Here is an 18,338-nt window from a genome sequence, read left to right as displayed (position 1 = left end):
CCCCCATGCCGCACGTCGTCACCCAGCCCTGCTTTGACTGCAAATACACCGACTGCGTGGTCGTGTGCCCCGTCGAGTGCTTCTACGAGGGGGATAAGATGCTCTACATCCACCCCGACGAGTGCATCGACTGCGAGGCCTGCGTCCCCGAGTGCCCGGTCGAGGCGATCTACCACGAGGACAACGTCCCCGAAGAGTGGAAGGAGTTCATCGCCCTGAACGCCGAGCAGGCGCCGGAGTGCGAAGTCATCACCGAGAAGAAAGAGCCGCTCGCCGACAGCTGAGCGGGCGCCCTTCGGGCGAACGACAGAACTGCAAAGAGCCGCCGGTGATTCGTCATCGGCGGCTCTTTTTGGCTAGAGGGTGTCTGTCCGGAGACGGTGGGTACCGACCTCGTTCGGGCGATTTGCACGCCAAGGGCTACCAAGCGGCGGTTTCGAGCCGTTGGGCGGGGACCGCTCCGACGCCCCCAGGCGGGTCACACCTTTGCACTTAGCGGTACATCCTACGAAGCCGTCGCGATGAGAGTATCGGCAATCAGGTAAACCATGCTGTCGATTGTCGGGTTCCCAATCGAGTTCCATCCATCGCCCTCAAGAATCAGCCCACCTGTAATCCCTTCAGGCAAGCAGTCTCTATCGTCGTCTCCATACGCACTCAGTTGAGTCACAGTGAGGTCAATGCGACGCACTGGGCAGCTCTTGTTCAGAAGAAGGTAGTCTTTGCTGAGGCTGTGGAATCTAGTCCCGCGGGTGACATCACCAGCCACAACTCTGCCGGCTACAGCACGGCGGTTGCCGACTGCCAAGACCTCAACAACCTGAAACGTAATCACGGCGTTCTGACTCCTAGGTGAGCACTGTACCTGGCATTGAGCTAAGTAGGGTGGGTCGAGACCCACCATGAATCGGCAATCAACTCGGCTGCCGGTGGGTCTCGACCCACCCTACCCGCTTGGAGGTCACCGATTGTGCATTTCAGTATCGCCAGAAGTCTGGAGGAGCCACGTTGAGCTGGGACGTTTCCTTCTTCGCTGCGAAGGTGCCGCCACCTCCAGTGCCCGAGATGCCCGATGACTGGCGAGGCGAGTCCCTTGGCACGCTTGAGCAAGTGCGGGCGAGAATCAGCGAGGCTGCTCCCGCGGTCAATTGGAATGACCCCAGTTGGGGCTTCTTGGACGGCGGGGGCTTCTCTGTGGAATTCAATGTCGGGCGAGACGATCCATGTTACGGCTTCATGGTGCATGTGCGTGGAGGCGGAGATGCCGTTCCTCTGCTCTTAGCTATCGGCGAGAAATGTAGTTGGTACTTGCTAGATACGTCCCAGGGCGAGTGGCTGCATCAACTTTCCGACGCCGAAGCCGGCTGGGTAGGGTTTCAGGAGTACCGAGATCGCGTTATCAAGCGTTCCGCTCGCTAGCAGCCAAGTAGGGTGGGTCGAGACCCACCATGAATCGGCAATCAACTCGGCTGCCGGTGGGTCTCGACCCACCCTACCCGCTGCTCCGGGACATCTGACCGCCAGCCATCGATTCAATAGCCAGCACCAGTCGGAGGTCTACATGGAAGACACGTTCAACCATCCAAGGCTTGGTGAACTCTATCCGGAAGACATCGATTGGCAGATTGACGAGGTTTCGGTCCCGTACAGCAAGACACCAATCGCCGTATGCTTTGCTGACGGTTCCGATGATGGACCGTCGGGGGTGGCGTTATCTGGATACGATTGGATTGAATCGCACTGGAGCGAGGTGCTAAGTAACTATCCCAGAACTGGTCTTGGCGGGGTAGAGCGAAGTTCGTAGAGGTTCTCGCAACCCGAACCATGGAGGTGCGAGATGGCCGTAGCGGCGTCGCTGGAGACGATCTGGGAAGTGGACGATACGTTGTGGGCGATTGTCGAGCCGATCTTGATTGAAGCGTATCCTGCCAAGCTTACCGGTCGGCCGCGGGTCGATTTCCGGCAGGTCTTCAACGCGGTCCTCTTCCGCTTGCGGAGCGGCTGCCAGTGGAACCGCATGCCGGCCGAGCTGGGGAGCGACTCGAGCAACCACCGCTGGTTCCAGCGGTGGCGAGAAGACGGCGTTTGGGAGAAGGTGTGGGCGACACTGGTGGAGCGTTGCGACGAGCTGGGGGGCGTCGAGTGGGACTGGCAGGCGGCCGACGCGATGCTGGGCAAAGCCCGCTTTGGGGGGGCGATGTCGGTCCGAACCCGACGGATCGGGCGAAGAACGGCACGAAGAAGAGCCTGCTCGTTGACGGCCAAGGGGGCCCGCTCGCCGCGATGACCTCGCCGGCCAACTGGCACGACTCGAAGTGTCTGGAGGACCTGCTCCACATGGTGGTCGTCGAGCGTCCCGATTCGACCGAGCGGCTCTGCCTCGACAAAGGCTACGACACGCCGGCCGCTCGCCGAGTCGCGGAGGAGTTCGGATACGAACCTCGCATCGAACCGATCCAGCGGCCAGGCAACCCCAAGCCACGAAGGCGCAAGAACCGACGCTGGGTCGTCGAGCGAACCTTCGCCTGGCTCAGCAAGTGCCGCGGCCTCTTGGTCCGCAACGAGAAGCACGCCGAGAACTACCTCGCCCTCTTCCAACTCGGCTGCCTCCTGCTCTGGTACCGAAGGTTACGACAACTGACCGGATAAGGCACTTCTGGGATAGTTACTTAGCCTTATCCAAGACCAAGCGTTCGACTTCTACGAACCATATGCGGACGCCGTCACGGGCGTTCCTGCATTTGATGCTCCTGAGCAGGTCTGGGGAACGGAGTCGGTGTTGAGCGTGCGAGTCTTTGCGAAAGATGATTTCACCGTGACGATGCGGTTTTCATGGCAAGAAGAGCAAGACCCACACGAGATCACGTTCTACGTGGAAGATGGGCGATGCGAAACGCACTCGGTCAATGGATGATATCTAACGAACGGTGATCGGGAGCCTAGCCAACTGCGTAAGGAGGCGTCGATCTGAGCAGGCGCCACACAGCCAGCTTCTCGCCGACCGCCTGGGTGGGTTCCTTGCCGCTTAGCGTATGGGGAGGAGGTGTCGTTCGCGCCCGGGTTCGACCCCCCCTCCCCTTAAGGGGGCGAGGGATTCTTCGCGGAGCGCGTTCTCTACAGGCGGACCTAGGGGCGGCTCGGTGCGAGTCGCCTCACTTCAAATCGACCGACCAGTACGCCGCGTCGACGAACGACCGCCAGCTGACGTACTTCGGGTTCCCCAGCTTGATCGCCAAGAGCGGGCTCCGCTTCGGGCGGACCGGCTTCTTCGCCAGCTTCATGCCGGCCTCTTCGGGCGTGCGGCCCCCTTTGCGGACGTTGCACTTCACACAAGCGCACACGACGTTCTCCCAAGTCGTCTCGCCGCCGTGGCAGCTGGGGACCACGTGGTCGATCGACAGCTCGCTCGTCGGGAACGTCTTGCGGCAGTACTGGCACTTCCCGCCGTCGCGGGCGAACAGATTCCGCCGGTTGAGCCGCACCCGCTGGCGCGGCACCCGGTCGTAGTGCAGCAGGCGCAAAATTCGCGGCGCCTGGATCTGGAAGTTGATCGAGCGCACCCAGTCGGCGTGTGGGTCGGGCTCGAGCTCGCCCTCTTCGGTGAAGCTCGCCCGCAATTCGCTGAGGTCGCGCCACGAGTCGAAGTCGTAGTTGGCGTACTGGCCATCCTCGATGTGGATCACCTCCGCCAGCTCGCGCATCAACAGCGCAAACGCGCGGCGCACGTCGATCACATGAATCGCCATGTACTGGCGGTTCAACACCAAGACGCTCGCATGGAGCGCCGACCCGCCGGCGTTCGCAGCCGGTCCCGCCGCCCCGTAGGGCGTCATCCCATATGCAGCCGTCGCCATATGACTCGTCACTCCCAGATCCGTACAGGCAGGCTCAGTTCCGTGTAAGCAGAATCGCTGCGTGCTTCGCCTCAACGGCCGATCCCCTCGGCGGGGGCCGGCCGATCGTCAATCGGACTCGTTGTGACGGGGACAAGTTCGCGCCGCTGCGCGAACCCCAGTCGCCGCGCGTTTTTGCGGGGCGGCCGACGTGTTGTCCACCGGGTACCTCCAATCGTAGTCGGGAGAAATCGACCGGGCTAGCCGAGCCGGCGCCAGAACGCCCTCCTTCACCAACTTCCGACGCCTGCTTCCTCAATTCTTAAAATTCCCTCTCCCCAAATCCTAAAACAAAGCGGGCTTCGGCTTGCTGGGCGCCGCGCGTTCTACTTAGGATGCACCTGCAGGGCAGAGAGCACGGACCACGAGACGGCGAGCAGCGCGGGCGTACACCGCGGCGAGTTTGCAGGCGAATTGAGCGGATTTTTACCTCAGACGGGGCCCTCACCGATGATCCACTTCACGTGCGACTGCTGCGGCCGGGCGATCAAACAAGCCTGCGAAACCCGCTACGTCGTCAGGCTCGAGGTTTACGCCGCGATCGACGACGATCCCAACCCGGGCGCCGACGAGTCGGACCACCTCGAAGAGATCGAAGACCTGCTCGAACGGATGGACGACCTCGACGAAGAGGACGACCAAAACCTCTACCGCCAGGTCCGTTATGACCTGTGCCACGACTGCCGCGAGCGCTTCTTGCTGAACCCCTTGGGCCGCGCCGTCGCCCGCACGGGCTACAGCGAGAACTAGAGTCCGCCGGCTTGAGACGGTAGACGAAACGTTCGGCCTGGATACTCTTTGATCAGGGCAAGCGTCTCGTTGCTCAAGGCGATCGCCTCGACCCGCTGGCGAGTCGCCGCGCGTCCTCAAGTCTCAAGCCTGCAACCTCAAGCCTCTACAATGCTCACCGCGGGCGCGCCGGCTTCCGCCAAGACGCTCGCCGGTCTCTGTGACCGCGTCGCGCTGTCGCTCGACGCCGGGATCGACATCCGCCGCATCTGGCGGAGCGAGGCGGACCGTCAATCGGGCCGCGCCGCCACCGCCTGCGGCGACGTCGCCACGGCGATCGCCGCGGGTGAGCCCCTCGACGAAGCGATCGCCAACGCCGGTCCCTTCTTCCCGCCGCTGTTGGTCGAGCTGTCGCGCGTCGGCGAACAGACCGGCTCGGCGCCCGAGGTCTTCCGCCGGTTGTCGCAGCATTACCAGAGCCAGGTCGACCGGGCGCGCACGTTCCGTTCGGAGATCGCTTGGCCGTTGGTGCAGCTCGGCATGGCGCTGGCGATTGTCGGCCTGCTGATCGCGATCGGCGGCTTCTTGAAGGACGGCCGCGGCAGGCCGCTCGACATGCTCGGGTTCGGGCTCGTCGGCGCCCAAGGGCTGGTGATTTACGCCAACCTCCTGGTCGGTATCGCGCTGACCGCCGGGCTGGCCTGGATGGCGCTGCGACGCCGCCCCGATTGGGCCGCCGCGGTCCGCGCCCGCGTCAGCACGCTGCCCGTCATCGGGCCCGCCCTACAGAAGATCGCCCTGGCGCGGATCGCCTGGGCCCTGCGGCTGACGATGAACGTCGAGATGGACCTCCGCCGCGTCGCGCCCATCGTTTTGCGCGCGTCGGACAACGCCCGCTACTCGCAGCACGACGCCGCGGTGGCCGCGGCGGTCGGCCGGGGCGAGCCGCTCTCGCAAGGCTTCGCGGCCACCGGCGTGTTCCCGCGGGAGTTCCTCGACCACCTGGAGGTCGCCGAAGAGACCGGCACGATCGTCGAGTCGATGGACCGCCTCTCCCGCCGCTACGACGAAGAGGCCGAGCACGCCGTGGGGGTTCTGACCCGCATCGCCGCATTCCTTGTCTGGGCCGCGATCGCGGCGGTGATTATCGCGCTGGTGTTCCGCGTCTTCGGCTTCTACACCGGCGTGCTGAAAGACGCGCTGAACGGCCTGTGAGCCGAGAATCACCTTGAGCCGACGGCGCTAGCCGCGGGCAGCGCCACGAGGCGTGTACCACTGGCGCCCGCGGCTAGCGCCGTCGGCTCAAGCAAGCAAAGCGTACAACCAAGCGTGGCGAGGTCTTGAGCCAGCCAAAGAGACCGCCAGTAATACGCGTGGCGAAATCGTGGCGTAGCCACGTCGAGACCGCCAGAAACACTTCGAGACCGCCAGAAACCAGTACCGGAGGTGGGAGTCGAACCCACACGCCCTTGCGGGCAACGGATTTTGAATCGCCACGGTCCTACTCAAGAGCCCTTTTTCTAGGGCTTTTCGCTGCCTGCCAGCATGGCAAGCAGACGCCCATAAAGCCCTTACAGGGGACAAGTTAGGGACAAAGGGACTAGCGCGGTGACAAGCCGAATACGCACCGAAAACTTTCGGCGTTGTTTCGTGAAGGCAACGACACTAGGTTGCCGAAACTTCGGACAGTCACCCGCAAACCCATGACCACATCAAGCATGCCTAAGAAGACCGCCAAAAATACAGTGAAGAAGCCGGCCCGGAAGAAGTCAACCACTACGGATGGCAAGGTCCGCGTAGAGATCCGGCTGGAAAAAGAGCTTTACGACAAGCTGGAAGGGATAGCGACCATAGCCGGCATAGCGGTGCAGCAACTCGTACACGGGCTCGCCGAATGGGGTGCGGAGAATTCGCAGCCCGGAGAAGGCTACAGAGAACGCGGGGAAGCAGCAGTAAGAGTGCGGAGTCAAAGAGGGTGCGTCTTCCTTGGACGCCGTGCGGAGGGGGAATGGGAGTACGAGATAGAAGAAGATATTTGGGTGAGCGCAGACCACGCAGCTGCCCATCGCGGAGTGCCGGAATACGGCCAACTGCCCCAACGATATGTGTCAGGGGACCCAGGAGCGATCTATGGATCGCTGGACTTTACGCCGAGGATCGCACGAAGTGGCGACTAATAACGATCGAGAAATGAGCCGCACCTGCCCTCGCTGCCAGCTCGCGATCAAAACGCGAACGGGCATGCACTGGCATCTGCGCCGCGATCACGGCCTCAGCAAAGAGCAGGCCTACCGGCTTGTGGGAAAATCGTTCACCGCGTCGATCGGAAGCACGGCAACGTCGAGCGAGTCGGCGAGCAGCACAGAGAGCGACGTAAGGAGCGAGCGAGCAGCGTAGCCGATCGTCTCGGCGAGCGGTCCTAACGATTCGCAAGGGAAACGGGTTAACCTGCCGACGCAGGACTCTGGCTCGCACTGCTGATTAAGTGAGCCGGTATCCGAAGAAGGCCTCGCACAGCTCACTCACGCAACCACGAACAACGGAAAGACGGAACGTCAAAAGGAGCCTTGCTGTCCCCCTGCCTCCGTCGGAGCCGCGTACGCGTACACCCTTCGCCCATAGCTGAGGGTGGACGTGGACGTGGCGGAGACGGTGGCAGGGGGACACTTCCCCACTCAGCCTCTGTTGGTGAGCGGGGCGGCTCCGGAGCCACGAGGAGCGACAAGCGGCGTAACAACAGAAAGGCCCAACGGCCCCGAACTTCTTTGGCGAGAGGCGGGACCGCTGGGCGTGACCTTCAACGCAAGGAGTGACCCATGCGTATCAGGGAAGATGCGTACTTTACCAACAGCGACCGCGCCGGCCAACAGCACGACGCGACGTGCTTCTGCCGCCAATGCTGCGGAGACCTAGAACCCCCCGCCCCGAGTAACACGGGGGGTTCTAACCGTCAAACACAAACTACTGGGGGCATCGACACTCTCGAAGTCTGGATCATGGGCCAGCATCAACGCGAATTCATGCGTCTTCTTCCCGAGTTGGAACAGGCCCAAGAGTACGCCAAGAGCAAGGCCACCGCCCAGCACGCCTCCCTAACCGTCATGGATCGAAAGGTCCGTGTGAAGCCACGAGGCTTGAGCCGTTGCGCCGGCACGCTCTTCTTCGACTACCACCTCCAATGGGACGGAATCGACGTGCTGGTGATGAGCGACGTTCCTGGGGACCGTGGCGAGATAGCGCACATCAAGTTCAGCTCGTTCCGTCTGATGCGCGACGGCCACAAGAAGTGCTGGCGAGACGCCCGTGAGTTGCTGCGTGATCTCGGTATCAAGACGCAGACGAACCTCGTCGCACGGATTGACCTCTGCATCGATCTTCCTGGCGTCTCCGTGAAAGAGTTCTGCGAAGCGTACCAGCGGCGCGACTTCATTGGACGAGCCAGGTCGGGTGGCGTTTTCGACGACGAGCTCGGTTACACCGGCTTCGTCCGCGGCAAAGGGTCCGCGATGATGCGGATCTATGACAAGCTGCTGGAAGCGACGAAGAAGGCGGACCCCGCCAAGTTCGAAGTGCTCAAGCAACGACGGTGGGGCGGCGTGCTCCCGGAGGCCGCGACGCGGGTCGAGTACCAACTCCGCCGCGAATGGCTTGCCCAGTGGCATACGGTGGCTCCCGACGGGTTCCAGGGCGAAGCGCGAACGGTAGAGCAGGTTTTCGACCTCCTACCGACCATCACGCAGTACCTGGTAGAGCACTGGTTCCGTATCGTCGACGACGCCGAGCGTCATCGCGAGCACGGCAACCACGCCCGCGCCGAGGCTTCCGAACTCTGGGCCAAGGTGTGTGAAGCTTTCGCAGCCTGGGCGGAAGGCGAGGTCGTCGCCCTAGTCCGGAAAGCGACCGGCACGCCAGACGATGAGAAGCTACTTCGCCAGATCGGCGGCCTCGTCGCCAGTGTCGGCTCCGCCATGCCGGAGAAGTTCAAGCGAGCCAGGCAGGTGCTGCAACGGGTGATGGACCGTGTCGATGCCGTCTGCGGAGACGGGCTCCTCGAGAAGCTCGAGCAACGGCGCGACGACCTCGACGCCTCCGGTCGCGCCCGTTTCCTCGGCGTCCCTGTCAGGCCGCTAACGAAGGCGCCGCATCTCAATTACCCACAACAGGAGCGGCTCGAACTCGACTACGCCGCCCTCCCCTACTGACAACGAGCCATGACAACTGATCAAGACGCATCCGACGGCAGCGGTGGTTCACTGATCGCCGAGGGAGAGCTCTACACCCTGGCCGAGTTCACGCGACGGATGGCGCTCGGGCCCGCCAGACTGCGAGAGCTCCGCCGCGACGGGCTGCCGGTCATCCGCATCGGCCGTAGCCCCTACTTTTCTGGTCGCCTGGTCATCGCCTTCATGGAGGAGCGCGCGCGTGATGAGACCTAACGTCAAATGCGTCAAGAAACGCGACCGCGATCACTACGTGCTGCGTTGGACGGACCCGGACACCGGCGCCGAGCGGCAACGCAGGACGCAGGCGACGACCAAGGCCGCGGCGCTCAAGGAAGCAGGTCGACTCGAGGAAGAGATTCTCACCGGCCGCTACGACGCCAGCGGCGCCATCCTTTGGGAGCACGCCCGACAACGGCACAAAGCCGAGAAGCTTCCCGAGCTGCGCCCCAGCACCATCAAAAAGTACCGCGAGACGCTCGACGAGGTGCAGCGCGTCGTGCATCCGCACCGCCTGACCGACCTCGACGCCTCACGCATCAGCATCTTCCAAAGCAAGCTCCGCGACCGGGGACTGCGACCGGCCAGCATCCGCAGCCATCTGACGCACCTCCGTGCGTTCCTCCGCTGGTGCGAGGACGTCGAGCTCCTCAAGAAGGCGCCCCGCGTCAAGCTGCCCAGCCTCCGCGGCACGGGCAAGCTGATGAAGGGCCGGCCGCTCACGGACAATGAGTTCCGCAGCATGCTGGACGCCACCGAGTCGGTCGTCGGTCCCCAAAGGGTCGCAGCCTGGCGGCATTATCTGGAAGGCATGTGGTTATCCGGCCTCAGACTGCGCGAGTCGCTGCTATTCGAGTGGCGCGGACACGGCGTCCCGCGCGTCGAGCTCGGGGGACGTCGGCCGATGCTGTTCATCCCGGCCGAGTACGACAAAGGGGGCAAGGACCGCTGCGTCCCGATCACGCCCGACTTCGCTGAGTTCCTCCAGCAAACGCCTGACGGTGAGCGTACGGGCCCAATCTTTCGACCACCTGGTCGCGACGGCCGAGTCGCTAACCCGATCTGGGTGAGTCGCGTTGTCGCTCGAATCGGTGAAAACGCCGGGGTCATCGTGGATGAGCAGACGAAGAAGCACGCCTCGGTCCACGACTTCCGTCGCTCGTTTGGAGTCCGTTGGGCCGCACGGATCCCCGTTCATGCCCTGCGCGAGCTGATGAGGCACGCGTCTCTGTCAACGACGATGGACTACTACGTCGGGCAGGATGCCGACCGGACAGCTGACCTAATTTGGCAAAGCCACCCAAAGTGCGAGGTATCGACTTGAGGCAGGCTGCAATAGCCAATGATCGGCGACAACGACTCGGAAACGAGCACCTACGCACTGGCTTGGCCAACTATGGTATCCAGCTGATCGCGAGGAATGGATACGTCAATGATCTTGCCAAAAAACGGCTTTAGTTGAGTGAGAAAGGAGACACGGATTTGAAGTTGCCTAGAAGCAAGTCGGTCCACCTCACCGTCTGCAATTCCATCAAGGCGTTCGAGATAGCGGGTGACGCGACTCGTATTCTGAAACTGCGTGAGGTGTCTCTGCTGCCAGGAGACCGCTGCGACTTCCCGGCTGGGCAAAGCCGCTGGTGTTGGTCCAACTTCGGTAGCTTGGCCCGAGCCAAGTCTGAAGGAAGTAATGTCCACCGACGCAGGCTACGGGGACACTCAAAGCTGCTGAGAACGATGAAGCCTACGCAGGATGGGCACCTCCTAAACTTTCCAAGGTGAGCTGCACCGACGTGAGTTCGGCAGACCGCCAAGCCGCCGAAACTGATCCGACCGACCGAAATCTAGTTCACCATCCAACGGGCAGGACCGGCGGCTCGCGATCCGGTCCCGCTATGTTTCAGAGTCTCATGGTGAGACTCTGTCGTCAGAAGTCTCGCCCGCTGCCTTCGGCTACAAGAGAAAAGAAGAAATGGAAAGAGGGTAAGAGCACCAGGGTGATGCTACGCTCGTCTCCGGATCAAACATCCCATCGTTGCCGACCCCGCTATGAGAACCGAACCTGTTTCAGGGACGGTTGCCACGCGAAAACCTACTATGGCGCCCTCGCTCGCGGCTCTGTTGTTGTACCTGAAGGCGGCCCACAAGTCGCTCGAACTGCTGATCCACGAACCGCCCCGCAAACCGCGGGAAGAAGAACTAAAGACTGCTTCTGTCCATTCCCACACGTTGCCGTTCTGGTCGAACGTGCCGTAGGGGCTCGCCGCGGCCGTGTAGGCGCCGACATCGGTGAACGGGTTCGTGCTGCTGGGGAAGCTCCACGAGCCGCTCACCGCGTAGCCGTCGTTGAAGCCGTCGGCCATGCCGTCGTCGTCGAAGTAGTTCACCGCTGCTGGATTGTCACCCGGCTGGTCGCTCACGGGGATGCTGTCGCTCCCGGCGGCGTAGTCGAAGTAAACGCCTGCAGTGCCGGCCGACTCCTCGTGGTACGCCGCCTTGTACCACTCGTCTTCGCTGGGGATCCAGTACTTGGCGCTTGTCGAACGGACCTCGTCGATGCCGCTGCCGATGGTGTACGCGCCGGTCTCCGTATCTCCCGCGCCTTGCCCGTTGTGCAGCCAGTTGGCGAACCGCATCGCGTCGAAGAACGACACGAACGTCACCGGGTTCTGCTCCCGGCCCACCTGGGCGACGAACTTGCTGCCATCGCCGTTGCCTCCGCGCAGCTCGATGCCACCAAAGTTGCCAGCCATGCTCGTATTGTAAAGCGCCAGTGCATTGGCGCCGGTCGGGTCGACGGCGTTGAGGAATTCCACGTACTGGGCGTTCGTGACTTCGTGCTTGCTGATGCGGTAGGAGTAGTCGACAGCGCCAACGATCGTGTCGGGGCCGAACCCGCCAGCTCCGGTGCCAGAGAGCTCGCCAGCGTTGCCTGGGTTACCGACAAACGCCCAATCGAACGAGACCGTGCCGGCAGCGGCCGGCTGGGCTGCCACGGCTGCTAACAAGAGGGTGAGAATCGGGGTGTGGATCATCGGGGACGACGCTCCTGTTCAGGGTGGAAGATCAGGCAGGGGAACGATCATGAGAGTGTAGCGGAGCGCCCCACCCCGCCGTGGGTAGCGCCCGCCGGAAAAAATGGCGTGCAAAATGTGTAAAGAAGGGAGCAGAACCCGCGTCGGGTGCATCACCAATGTCAGATTTGGCGCCGACTAATCTACTATCGGCGGCCATAAAATCGGCGAAATAATAATGGCAACTTCCGCCGCGTCGTAGTGAAACTTCTCAACACCTTCGGTGTACCGCGTAGTTGGAGCGGTGCAGCTGATTTCGGACGCTTCCCAGATTGCCCATGCGGCGTCGGATGCCTCACCCGTCCGCGGTTAGCGAGCCCACCAATTAGCGTCGGTCGCGATGACCTCTGAAGATAGGCGGCACCCGGCCGGGGGAGCATTGGGCCGCTACCAGGAAGTCGCCAAGCCTCCCAGCTGCAGCTCACCTCGGTCAATCTGCGCACTGCCCGACTGGCTGGGAATGCATCAACCCTGACTCGAAGGCGGGCGGCGCAGCCGCAAAGGTCTTTTCGACAGCGGCAGATCCGGTCATACCGCAGAAACTACCGCGGCCATCGACGATTCCGCACCGCGGAGTGTCTGGCCGACGCTTCCTAGAAAAGGACAAAACTGCGGACACAGGCGGAAAAAAATGCCGGCCGCTCTGGACTGAGTCGGAACGAGAATGCTATGAAAAACGCAGCGTAGTAGTACCGGAGGTGGGAGTCGAACCCACACGCCCTTGCGGGCAACGGATTTTGAATCCGTCGCGTCTGCCATTCCGCCACTCCGGCAAGCCGTTGCTGAGCAACGAGTTAGGCCATTATGGGCGAGCCTTGCTGGGATGCAAGACGTCCCGCCGAACGCCGGGAGATTCTCGTCGCCGGCGCGATTGGTGCGCCAGTTTGCAGGATTCGTCGTTGCGACTCGCCCCCCGTCACCGCATACAGGGAGAGACCCCGGCCGAAGATCTTGTGCCGCCGGGCCTCTTCACCGCCCTCCTTCTCGACCTTCCTCCTTCTCGGCGCCTCGTACTCAGCGATTCTATGAAATCCTCGATTGCTTCCCTCGGTCTCTTCGTGACGCTCCTCGCCACAGCCGCCGCCGGTGCGGCTGAGCCGCGGGTCTTCGATGTCCGAGAGGCGGGGGCGGTCGGCGACGGGACGACGCTCGACACCGCGGCGATCCAGAAGTGCTTTGACGAATGCGGCGACGCGGGCGGCGGCAGCGTCTTGCTCACGGCGGGGACCTACCTGAGCGAGCCGCTGACGATCGGGACCCGCACGACCCTGCGGCTCGCTGAGGGGGCGACGCTGCTGGCGACCAGCGACCGCACCGCCTACGAACGCCCCGACGAGCCGGGCAAGTTCGACCACTTCCTCACCGGCAAGGACCTGGAGGATGTCACAATCGAGGGCGAGGGAACGATCGATGGCGGCGGGCAGGCGTGGTGGGACGCCGCCGAGGCGGCCCGCCAGAAGAAGTCGGGCTACACGCTGCCCCGGCCCAACTTGATTGTGCTGACCCGCGTAAAGAACCTCGTCGTCCGCGGCGTCACGATCCAGAACGCGCCAAAATTCCACTTCGTGCCGACCGAGTGCGACGGCGTGCTCGTCGAGGACGCCACCTTCTTAGCCCCCGAGCGGGCGCCTAACACCGACGCCATCGACCCGAGCATGTGCGTCGACGTCACCGTGCGGCGCTGCCTCATCGACGTGGGGGACGACAACATCGCCGTCAAGTCGGGCAAGCGAGCCGACGGCCGGGAGTTCGCCGCTCTTGGCCTCACCGTCACCGACTGCACGTTCAAGCATGGCCACGGCATGTCGATCGGCAGCGAGACCGTCGGCGGGGTGAAGGACGTCATCGTCCGCAACTGCACATTCGAAGACACCGACAACGGCATCCGCATCAAGAGCGATCGCAAACGGGGCGGCACGGTCGAGAACCTGCTGTGCGAGAACATCACAATGAAGAACGTCGCCGGCGCGATCACGATCACCAGCTACTACCCGAAGATCCCCGCCGAGGTCGAAGAGGCCCAGCCGATCACCAAAACGACGCCCCGGTACCGCAATATCACGATCCGCAATCTAACGGCCACGAGCACGAAGGACGCGGGCTTCATCGTGGGCCTGCCCGAATGCCCGATCGAGAACGTCCTGCTGGAGAACGTGCAGATCACCGCCAAGCGAGCCGGCCTGGAAATCCGTCACGCACGCGGCGTCGTGCTCAACAACGTCGAGGTCACGGCTGAGAAGGGAGAGCCGATCGTGAAGCGCGACGTCGAGTCACCATAGTAGAAACTCGCACAGAGACGCAGACGATTGAAGCAAGTCCCTTTGCGCCTTCGCGCCTTGGCGTGAGATTAATAAAAGTGCTTTGGTCTCACGCCAAGGCGCGAAGGCGCAAAGGGGATATTCATGGCTCCCTCGAAGGCCGTTACGGCTAAGGCAGGAACATCACCAGCTCGGCGTCGCGCCACACGTCGCCACCCGAGCCGCCATCGACGGCCGTCATGCAATCGTCCGTGATCGGCCACCATTTCTCACGAATCGTCGGGTCCTCGCCAACAGCGGCGAAGTCGGCGGCGGGATCAACGCCCGTGTACTCGAAGCTCCGGAAGATGAACTTCCGATCGCCGATCGTCTGGACCCAGATGTGGTAGTTCTGGATGTTCGCCCGCTTGCAGGCGGCGACGACCTCGGGCCAGACATCGGCGTGCATCTCTCGGTAGACCGCTTCGTGCTCGGGCTTCAGCTCAACAAACGAAGCGAACCGTCGCACACCCGCAGCGGCCTGGGACTCGGGCGACGGATTCGTTGGGCCGTAAACAGGCGGCATGCTACTGGCTCGCTTGCATGAAAAGAGGATATCTCGCGCAGAGTCGCAGAGTCGCCGAGGTGTGAATCAAAACTCTTTGCGACTCCGCGCCTTGGCGTGAGACTCATTTGATTAGTTAAAATCACGCCAAGGCGCGAAGGCGCAAAGTGCTTAAAGCCCAGGTCTCTGCGACTCCGCGTCTCTGCGCGCTACTTCGCCGCTTCTTTGCCCCAAGCGTCGCGGAGCGTCACGGTGCGGTTGAAGACCGGCGCCTCGTCGACCGAGTCGATCGGGTCGGCAAAGAAGTAGCCGAGCCGTTCGAACTGGTACCGCTCGCCCGGTTCGGCGTCGGCGAGTTCCGGCTCGAGCTTAGCGACTACGATTTCTAGCGACGCCGGGTTCATGTTGTCGAGGAAGGTCTTCCCCTCTTCCGCCTTGTCGGGGTCTTCCTTCGCGAACAAGTGGTCGTAGAGCCGCACCTCGGCGTCGATGCAATCAGCGGCCGGGACCCAGTGGATGGTCCCCTTCACCTTCTTGCCGTCGGCAAGGGCCGTGGTGTCGGGGTCGAAGGTGCAGCGCAGTTCGGTCACTTCGCCGGCGGCGTTCTTGATGACCTCCTCACACTTGGCGATCCCCGCCCCGCGCAGCCGCACCGCGCCGCCCGGCTTGAGCCGGAAGAACTTCTTGGGGGCCTCCTCCATGAAGTCGTCCGCCTCGATCCAGAGGTCGCGCGTCAATTCGATCTCGCGCGAGCCTTGCTCGGGGTGCTGCGGGTGGTTGTCGAGTTGGCAGACCTTGATGACCCCCTCCGGCAATTCCGAACCGTCGGCGAACGCCGTCAGCGTCACCTTCAGTGGCCGCAGCACCGCCATGCGACGTTCCGCCGTTTCGTTGAGGTGCTCGCGCACGGCGTCCTCCAGCCATAGCATGTCGATCGTGCTGTTCTGCTTGGTGACGCCGATCCGTTCACAGAACGCACGGATCGCCTCGGACGTATAACCGCGGCGCCGCAGGCCGCGGATGGTTGGCATACGGGGGTCGTCCCAGCCGTCGACGTGTTTCTCTTGCACCAGCTGCAACAGCTTCCGCTTGCTCATCACCGTGTAGGTGAGATTGAGCCGCGCGAACTCAATCTGTCGCGGCCGCGGATGCGGCAGCAGCTTCAACTCGTCCAGCCGAGTGAGGTACCAGTCGTAAAGGGGACGGTGGTTCTCGAACTCGAGCGTGCAGATCGAGTGCGTGATCCCCTCCATCACGTCGCCTTGGCCGTGCGCCCAGTCGTAGGCGGCGTACAGACACCAGGCGTCGCCTGTCCGCTGGTGCGGCACGTGCTTGATGCGGTACATCACCGGGTCGCGCAGGTTGACGTTCGGCGACGCCATGTCGATCTTTGCGCGGAGCGTCTTGGCGCCGTCGGGGAACTCGCCGGCGCGCATCCGGGCGAACAGATCGAGGTTCTCCTCGACCGAACGGCCTCGGTGGGGGCTCGGCGTACCCGGCTCGGTGAGCGTGCCGCGGGTCTCGCGCATCTCGTCGGCCGTGAGGTCGCAGACATAGGCGTGCCCCGCCTTCACCAGGGCGACGGCCCACTCGTAGTAGGTCTCGAAGTAGTCGCTGGCGTGGCAGAGCCGGTCCTGCCAGTCGGCGCCGAGCCAGCGGACGTCGTCCATGATGGCGTCGACGTACTCTTGTTCTTCTTTGGCGGGGTTCGTGTCGTCGAACCGCAGGTTGAACTTGCCCCCGTAGGTGCGCGCCAGCCCCGAGTTGAGGCAGATGCTCTTGGCGTGGCCGATGTGGAGGTAGCCGTTGGGCTCCGGCGGGAACCGCGTATGGACGTGGTCCGCGCGGCCGGCGGCCAAGTCGGCGTCGATCTGCTGCTCGATAAAGTTTTTCGCAGCGGCGGGGGGCGTCTCTTCCGTGGACATCGCGGTATCAACTTGGCGGGATAGGCGGGCGGGGCGATCCGGGCGGAGCCGGCGCCGGCCAATTTACCACTCCCGGTGGTCGCCGCAGAGGGCAGCCGCGAAGTGGCACAGAAGGCACGAAAAAAAATGGGCCGTACGCCGCCACCAGTTCTGTGCTTTTTGTGCCTCTTCGTGGCCCGCCGAATCAACGGAACCTGAGGCTCGCTGCCGGGTTTCGGGTAGAGTGCCCTTGTCGCCAGCTGTCTCAGGAGCCCCGAAAATGCCATCCCGACTCGTCCGACTACCGCGCCGTGAATTCCTCTTGAGCTCGCTCCGAACCGGCTTCACGGCCGCCGGCATTGCCGCGATGTCGCCCGCCGCGCTGGCGGAGTTGCTCGCCACGCCGTCGATGACCGAGGGCCCCTTCTATCCCGACCGGCTGCCGCTCGACACCGACAACGACCTCTTAATCGTCAACGAGGCGACCGCCCACGGCCTCGGCGACATCACGCACCTCACCGGTCGGGTCCTCAGCCGCGCCGGCGAGCCGGTCCGCAACGCCGTCGTCGAGATCTGGCAGGTCGATAACAACGGCGCCTATCTGCACTCGGCCGACCGCAACGCCGAGCGCGACAAGAACTTCCAGGGGTACGGCCGCTTCCTGACCGACTCGTCGGGCGCCTACTACTTCCGCACGATCAAGCCGGTCCCCTACCCGGGCCGCACGCCACACATCCACTTCGCCGTGAGTCAAAACGGCCAACGGGTGCTAACGACCCAGCTATTCGTCGCCGGTCAGCCGCAGAACGAGCGCGACGGCGTGCTGCGGAGCGTCGGTGGTGAGGCGGAGCGGAAGCTCTTGATGGGCGACTTCCGCAAGATCGAGGGATCGCCGCTCGACGAGTACGAGGTCGAGTTCAACCTCACGCTCGGCCGCACGCCCGCCGAGGGGGACGACGGCCAATTCCCGGGGGTCATCGCGAAGTCACGGGGCGGCTTCGGCGGCCCCGGTGGGCGGCGCGGCGGACCACCACCGCGGCAGTGACGGGTGGGCCGTTCAGTTCCGGTCGCTGACGCTCCCGGCTCGCCGTTCCTCTGACTGGCGAGCCGGGAGCGTCAGCGACCGGAGCGAAGTGCTAAGGCCGCGCCGCAACGAGGTAGCGCTCGATCTGGTCGAGGTGCGACTCGTCGTGCCCGGCGAGCATCCAACGCATCGTGTCGAGCGATTCTTCTCCCCGCTGGCCATGGACGCCGATCCGCTGCAAGTCCGCTGGCGTCATCTGGCGCCAAAGCCGCAGGTTGATCGCGCGGAGCGCCGCGAAGTCGTCGAGTAACTCGCCGAGCGACGCCTGGTTGTGTCGCTGGGCGACGACCCACTTCTCCTGGTCCATCGGCACAATCGGCGGCGTGTCGTCCCCAAGGACCAATCGCATCCGCCAACCGAACGACCACTCGGCGTCGACCAGGTGGCCAAGCACCTCGAGCGGCGTCCACTTGCCAGGGAACGGCCGCGACCGGACGGTCGCCTCGTCCACACCGGCAAAGAGGGCCCGCAGCGCGGCCGGCGTTTGTCCGATCACCTCCAGCGGATCGCGCCCAGCCAGTTGGTCCTGGAGCTTACGGCGGTACGCGGCGGGGTCGGTAACTTCGAGACGCTGGGACATGCGGGGAACCCTCGGGGGCGAAGCGGACGACGATAGGGACGCATTGCGGCGTCCG

17 protein-coding genes and 1 tRNA gene are annotated in these 18,338 nt (G+C 63.5%); 11 read left to right on the top strand and 7 right to left on the bottom strand.

Annotation, left to right across the window (positions count from 1 at the left end; genetic code table 11):
- Positions 1-5 precede the first annotated feature (5 nt).
- Complete coding sequence (locus Pla108_RS05805; protein WP_146443916.1) at positions 6-284, top strand: ferredoxin family protein; 279 nt, start codon at positions 6-8, stop codon at positions 282-284.
- Between the two features lie 221 nt (positions 285-505).
- On the opposite strand, the gene Pla108_RS05800 is transcribed toward Pla108_RS05805, so the two are convergent.
- Positions 506-835, bottom strand: a complete 330-nt coding sequence (locus Pla108_RS05800) for a hypothetical protein (protein WP_146443914.1) — start codon at positions 833-835, stop codon at positions 506-508.
- Between the two features lie 726 nt (positions 836-1,561).
- Here Pla108_RS05800 and Pla108_RS05795 point away from each other — a divergent pair.
- A complete protein-coding gene (locus Pla108_RS05795) occupies positions 1,562-1,804 on the top strand; it encodes a hypothetical protein (RefSeq protein ID WP_146443912.1) in 243 nt (80 codons plus the stop codon).
- A gap of 69 nt (positions 1,805-1,873) precedes the next feature.
- Positions 1,874-2,649, top strand: a protein-coding gene (locus Pla108_RS05790; protein ID WP_146444451.1) for an IS5 family transposase whose coding sequence is annotated in 2 segments (ribosomal slippage) — positions 1,874-2,180 and positions 2,180-2,649 — 777 coding nt in all. Because the reading frame shifts where the segments join, the coding sequence is not laid out codon by codon here.
- A 503-nt stretch (positions 2,650-3,152) separates the two neighbouring features.
- Here the strand turns inward: Pla108_RS05790 and Pla108_RS05785 are convergent.
- Complete coding sequence (locus Pla108_RS05785; protein WP_231934299.1) at positions 3,153-3,866, bottom strand: HNH endonuclease; 714 nt, start codon at positions 3,864-3,866, stop codon at positions 3,153-3,155.
- A gap of 477 nt (positions 3,867-4,343) precedes the next feature.
- Here Pla108_RS05785 and Pla108_RS05780 point away from each other — a divergent pair, with 477 nt between their 5' ends.
- From Pla108_RS05780 to Pla108_RS05755, 6 genes are all read left to right on the top strand, one after another.
- On the top strand, positions 4,344-4,643 hold the full coding sequence (locus Pla108_RS05780; RefSeq protein WP_146443909.1) for a hypothetical protein: 300 nt from the start codon (positions 4,344-4,346) through the stop codon (positions 4,641-4,643).
- Between the two features lie 150 nt (positions 4,644-4,793).
- A complete protein-coding gene (locus Pla108_RS05775) occupies positions 4,794-5,837 on the top strand; it encodes a type II secretion system F family protein (RefSeq protein WP_146443907.1) in 1,044 nt (347 codons plus the stop codon).
- 503 nt (positions 5,838-6,340) lie between these two features.
- Positions 6,341-6,799, top strand: a complete 459-nt coding sequence (locus Pla108_RS05770) for a hypothetical protein (protein WP_197526274.1) — start codon at positions 6,341-6,343, stop codon at positions 6,797-6,799.
- A gap of 843 nt (positions 6,800-7,642) precedes the next feature.
- Complete coding sequence (locus Pla108_RS05765) at positions 7,643-8,824, top strand: hypothetical protein (RefSeq protein ID WP_146443903.1); 1,182 nt, start codon at positions 7,643-7,645, stop codon at positions 8,822-8,824.
- A gap of 9 nt (positions 8,825-8,833) precedes the next feature.
- Positions 8,834-9,058 carry a hypothetical protein gene (locus Pla108_RS05760; protein ID WP_146443901.1) on the top strand — a complete coding sequence of 75 codons (225 nt, stop codon included), beginning with the start codon at positions 8,834-8,836 and terminating at the stop codon, positions 9,056-9,058.
- Positions 9,048-10,166 carry a tyrosine-type recombinase/integrase gene (locus Pla108_RS05755; RefSeq protein WP_146443899.1) on the top strand — a complete coding sequence of 373 codons (1,119 nt, stop codon included), beginning with the start codon at positions 9,048-9,050 and terminating at the stop codon, positions 10,164-10,166. Before Pla108_RS05760 ends, Pla108_RS05755 begins: the two co-directional genes overlap by 11 nt.
- 676 nt (positions 10,167-10,842) lie before the next feature.
- Here the strand turns inward: Pla108_RS05755 and Pla108_RS05750 are convergent.
- Positions 10,843-11,874, bottom strand: a complete 1,032-nt coding sequence (locus tag Pla108_RS05750; protein WP_146443896.1) for a formylglycine-generating enzyme family protein — start codon at positions 11,872-11,874, stop codon at positions 10,843-10,845.
- A gap of 729 nt (positions 11,875-12,603) precedes the next feature.
- Positions 12,604-12,686: transfer RNA gene (locus Pla108_RS05745), tRNA-Leu, on the bottom strand.
- 252 nt (positions 12,687-12,938) lie between these two features.
- On the opposite strand from Pla108_RS05745, the gene Pla108_RS05740 reads away from it, so the two are divergent.
- Positions 12,939-14,192 (top strand): glycoside hydrolase family 28 protein, encoded by a 1,254-nt coding sequence (locus Pla108_RS05740; protein ID WP_146443894.1) that lies wholly within the window; start codon positions 12,939-12,941, stop codon positions 14,190-14,192.
- A gap of 148 nt (positions 14,193-14,340) precedes the next feature.
- On the opposite strand, the gene Pla108_RS05735 is transcribed toward Pla108_RS05740, so the two are convergent.
- Both Pla108_RS05735 and Pla108_RS05730 read right to left on the bottom strand, forming a co-directional pair.
- Positions 14,341-14,736 carry an L-rhamnose mutarotase gene (locus Pla108_RS05735; RefSeq protein WP_146443892.1) on the bottom strand — a complete coding sequence of 132 codons (396 nt, stop codon included), beginning with the start codon at positions 14,734-14,736 and terminating at the stop codon, positions 14,341-14,343.
- A 188-nt stretch (positions 14,737-14,924) separates the two neighbouring features.
- Positions 14,925-16,640: a glutamine--tRNA ligase/YqeY domain fusion protein gene (locus Pla108_RS05730; protein WP_146443890.1), complete on the bottom strand. Its 1,716-nt coding sequence runs from the start codon at positions 16,638-16,640 to the stop codon at positions 14,925-14,927.
- A 259-nt stretch (positions 16,641-16,899) separates the two neighbouring features.
- Between Pla108_RS05730 and Pla108_RS05725 the strand changes: the two genes are divergently transcribed.
- Positions 16,900-17,664: a dioxygenase family protein gene (locus tag Pla108_RS05725; protein WP_197526273.1), complete on the top strand. Its 765-nt coding sequence runs from the start codon at positions 16,900-16,902 to the stop codon at positions 17,662-17,664.
- Positions 17,665-17,755: 91 nt separating this feature from the next.
- On the opposite strand, the gene Pla108_RS05720 is transcribed toward Pla108_RS05725, so the two are convergent.
- The gene (locus tag Pla108_RS05720; RefSeq protein ID WP_146443888.1) at positions 17,756-18,283 is read right to left on the bottom strand and encodes a DinB family protein; all 528 of its coding nucleotides are present in this window, start codon (positions 18,281-18,283) and stop codon (positions 17,756-17,758) included.
- Positions 18,284-18,338: the final 55 nt, after the last annotated feature.

This window comes from Botrimarina colliarenosi (assembly GCF_007859955.1).
Lineage (GTDB): Bacteria > Planctomycetota > Planctomycetia > Pirellulales > Lacipirellulaceae > Botrimarina > Botrimarina colliarenosi.
Note: the sequence above shows the minus strand (reverse complement) of the source record. Positions and strands in the feature narration are given on the sequence as shown.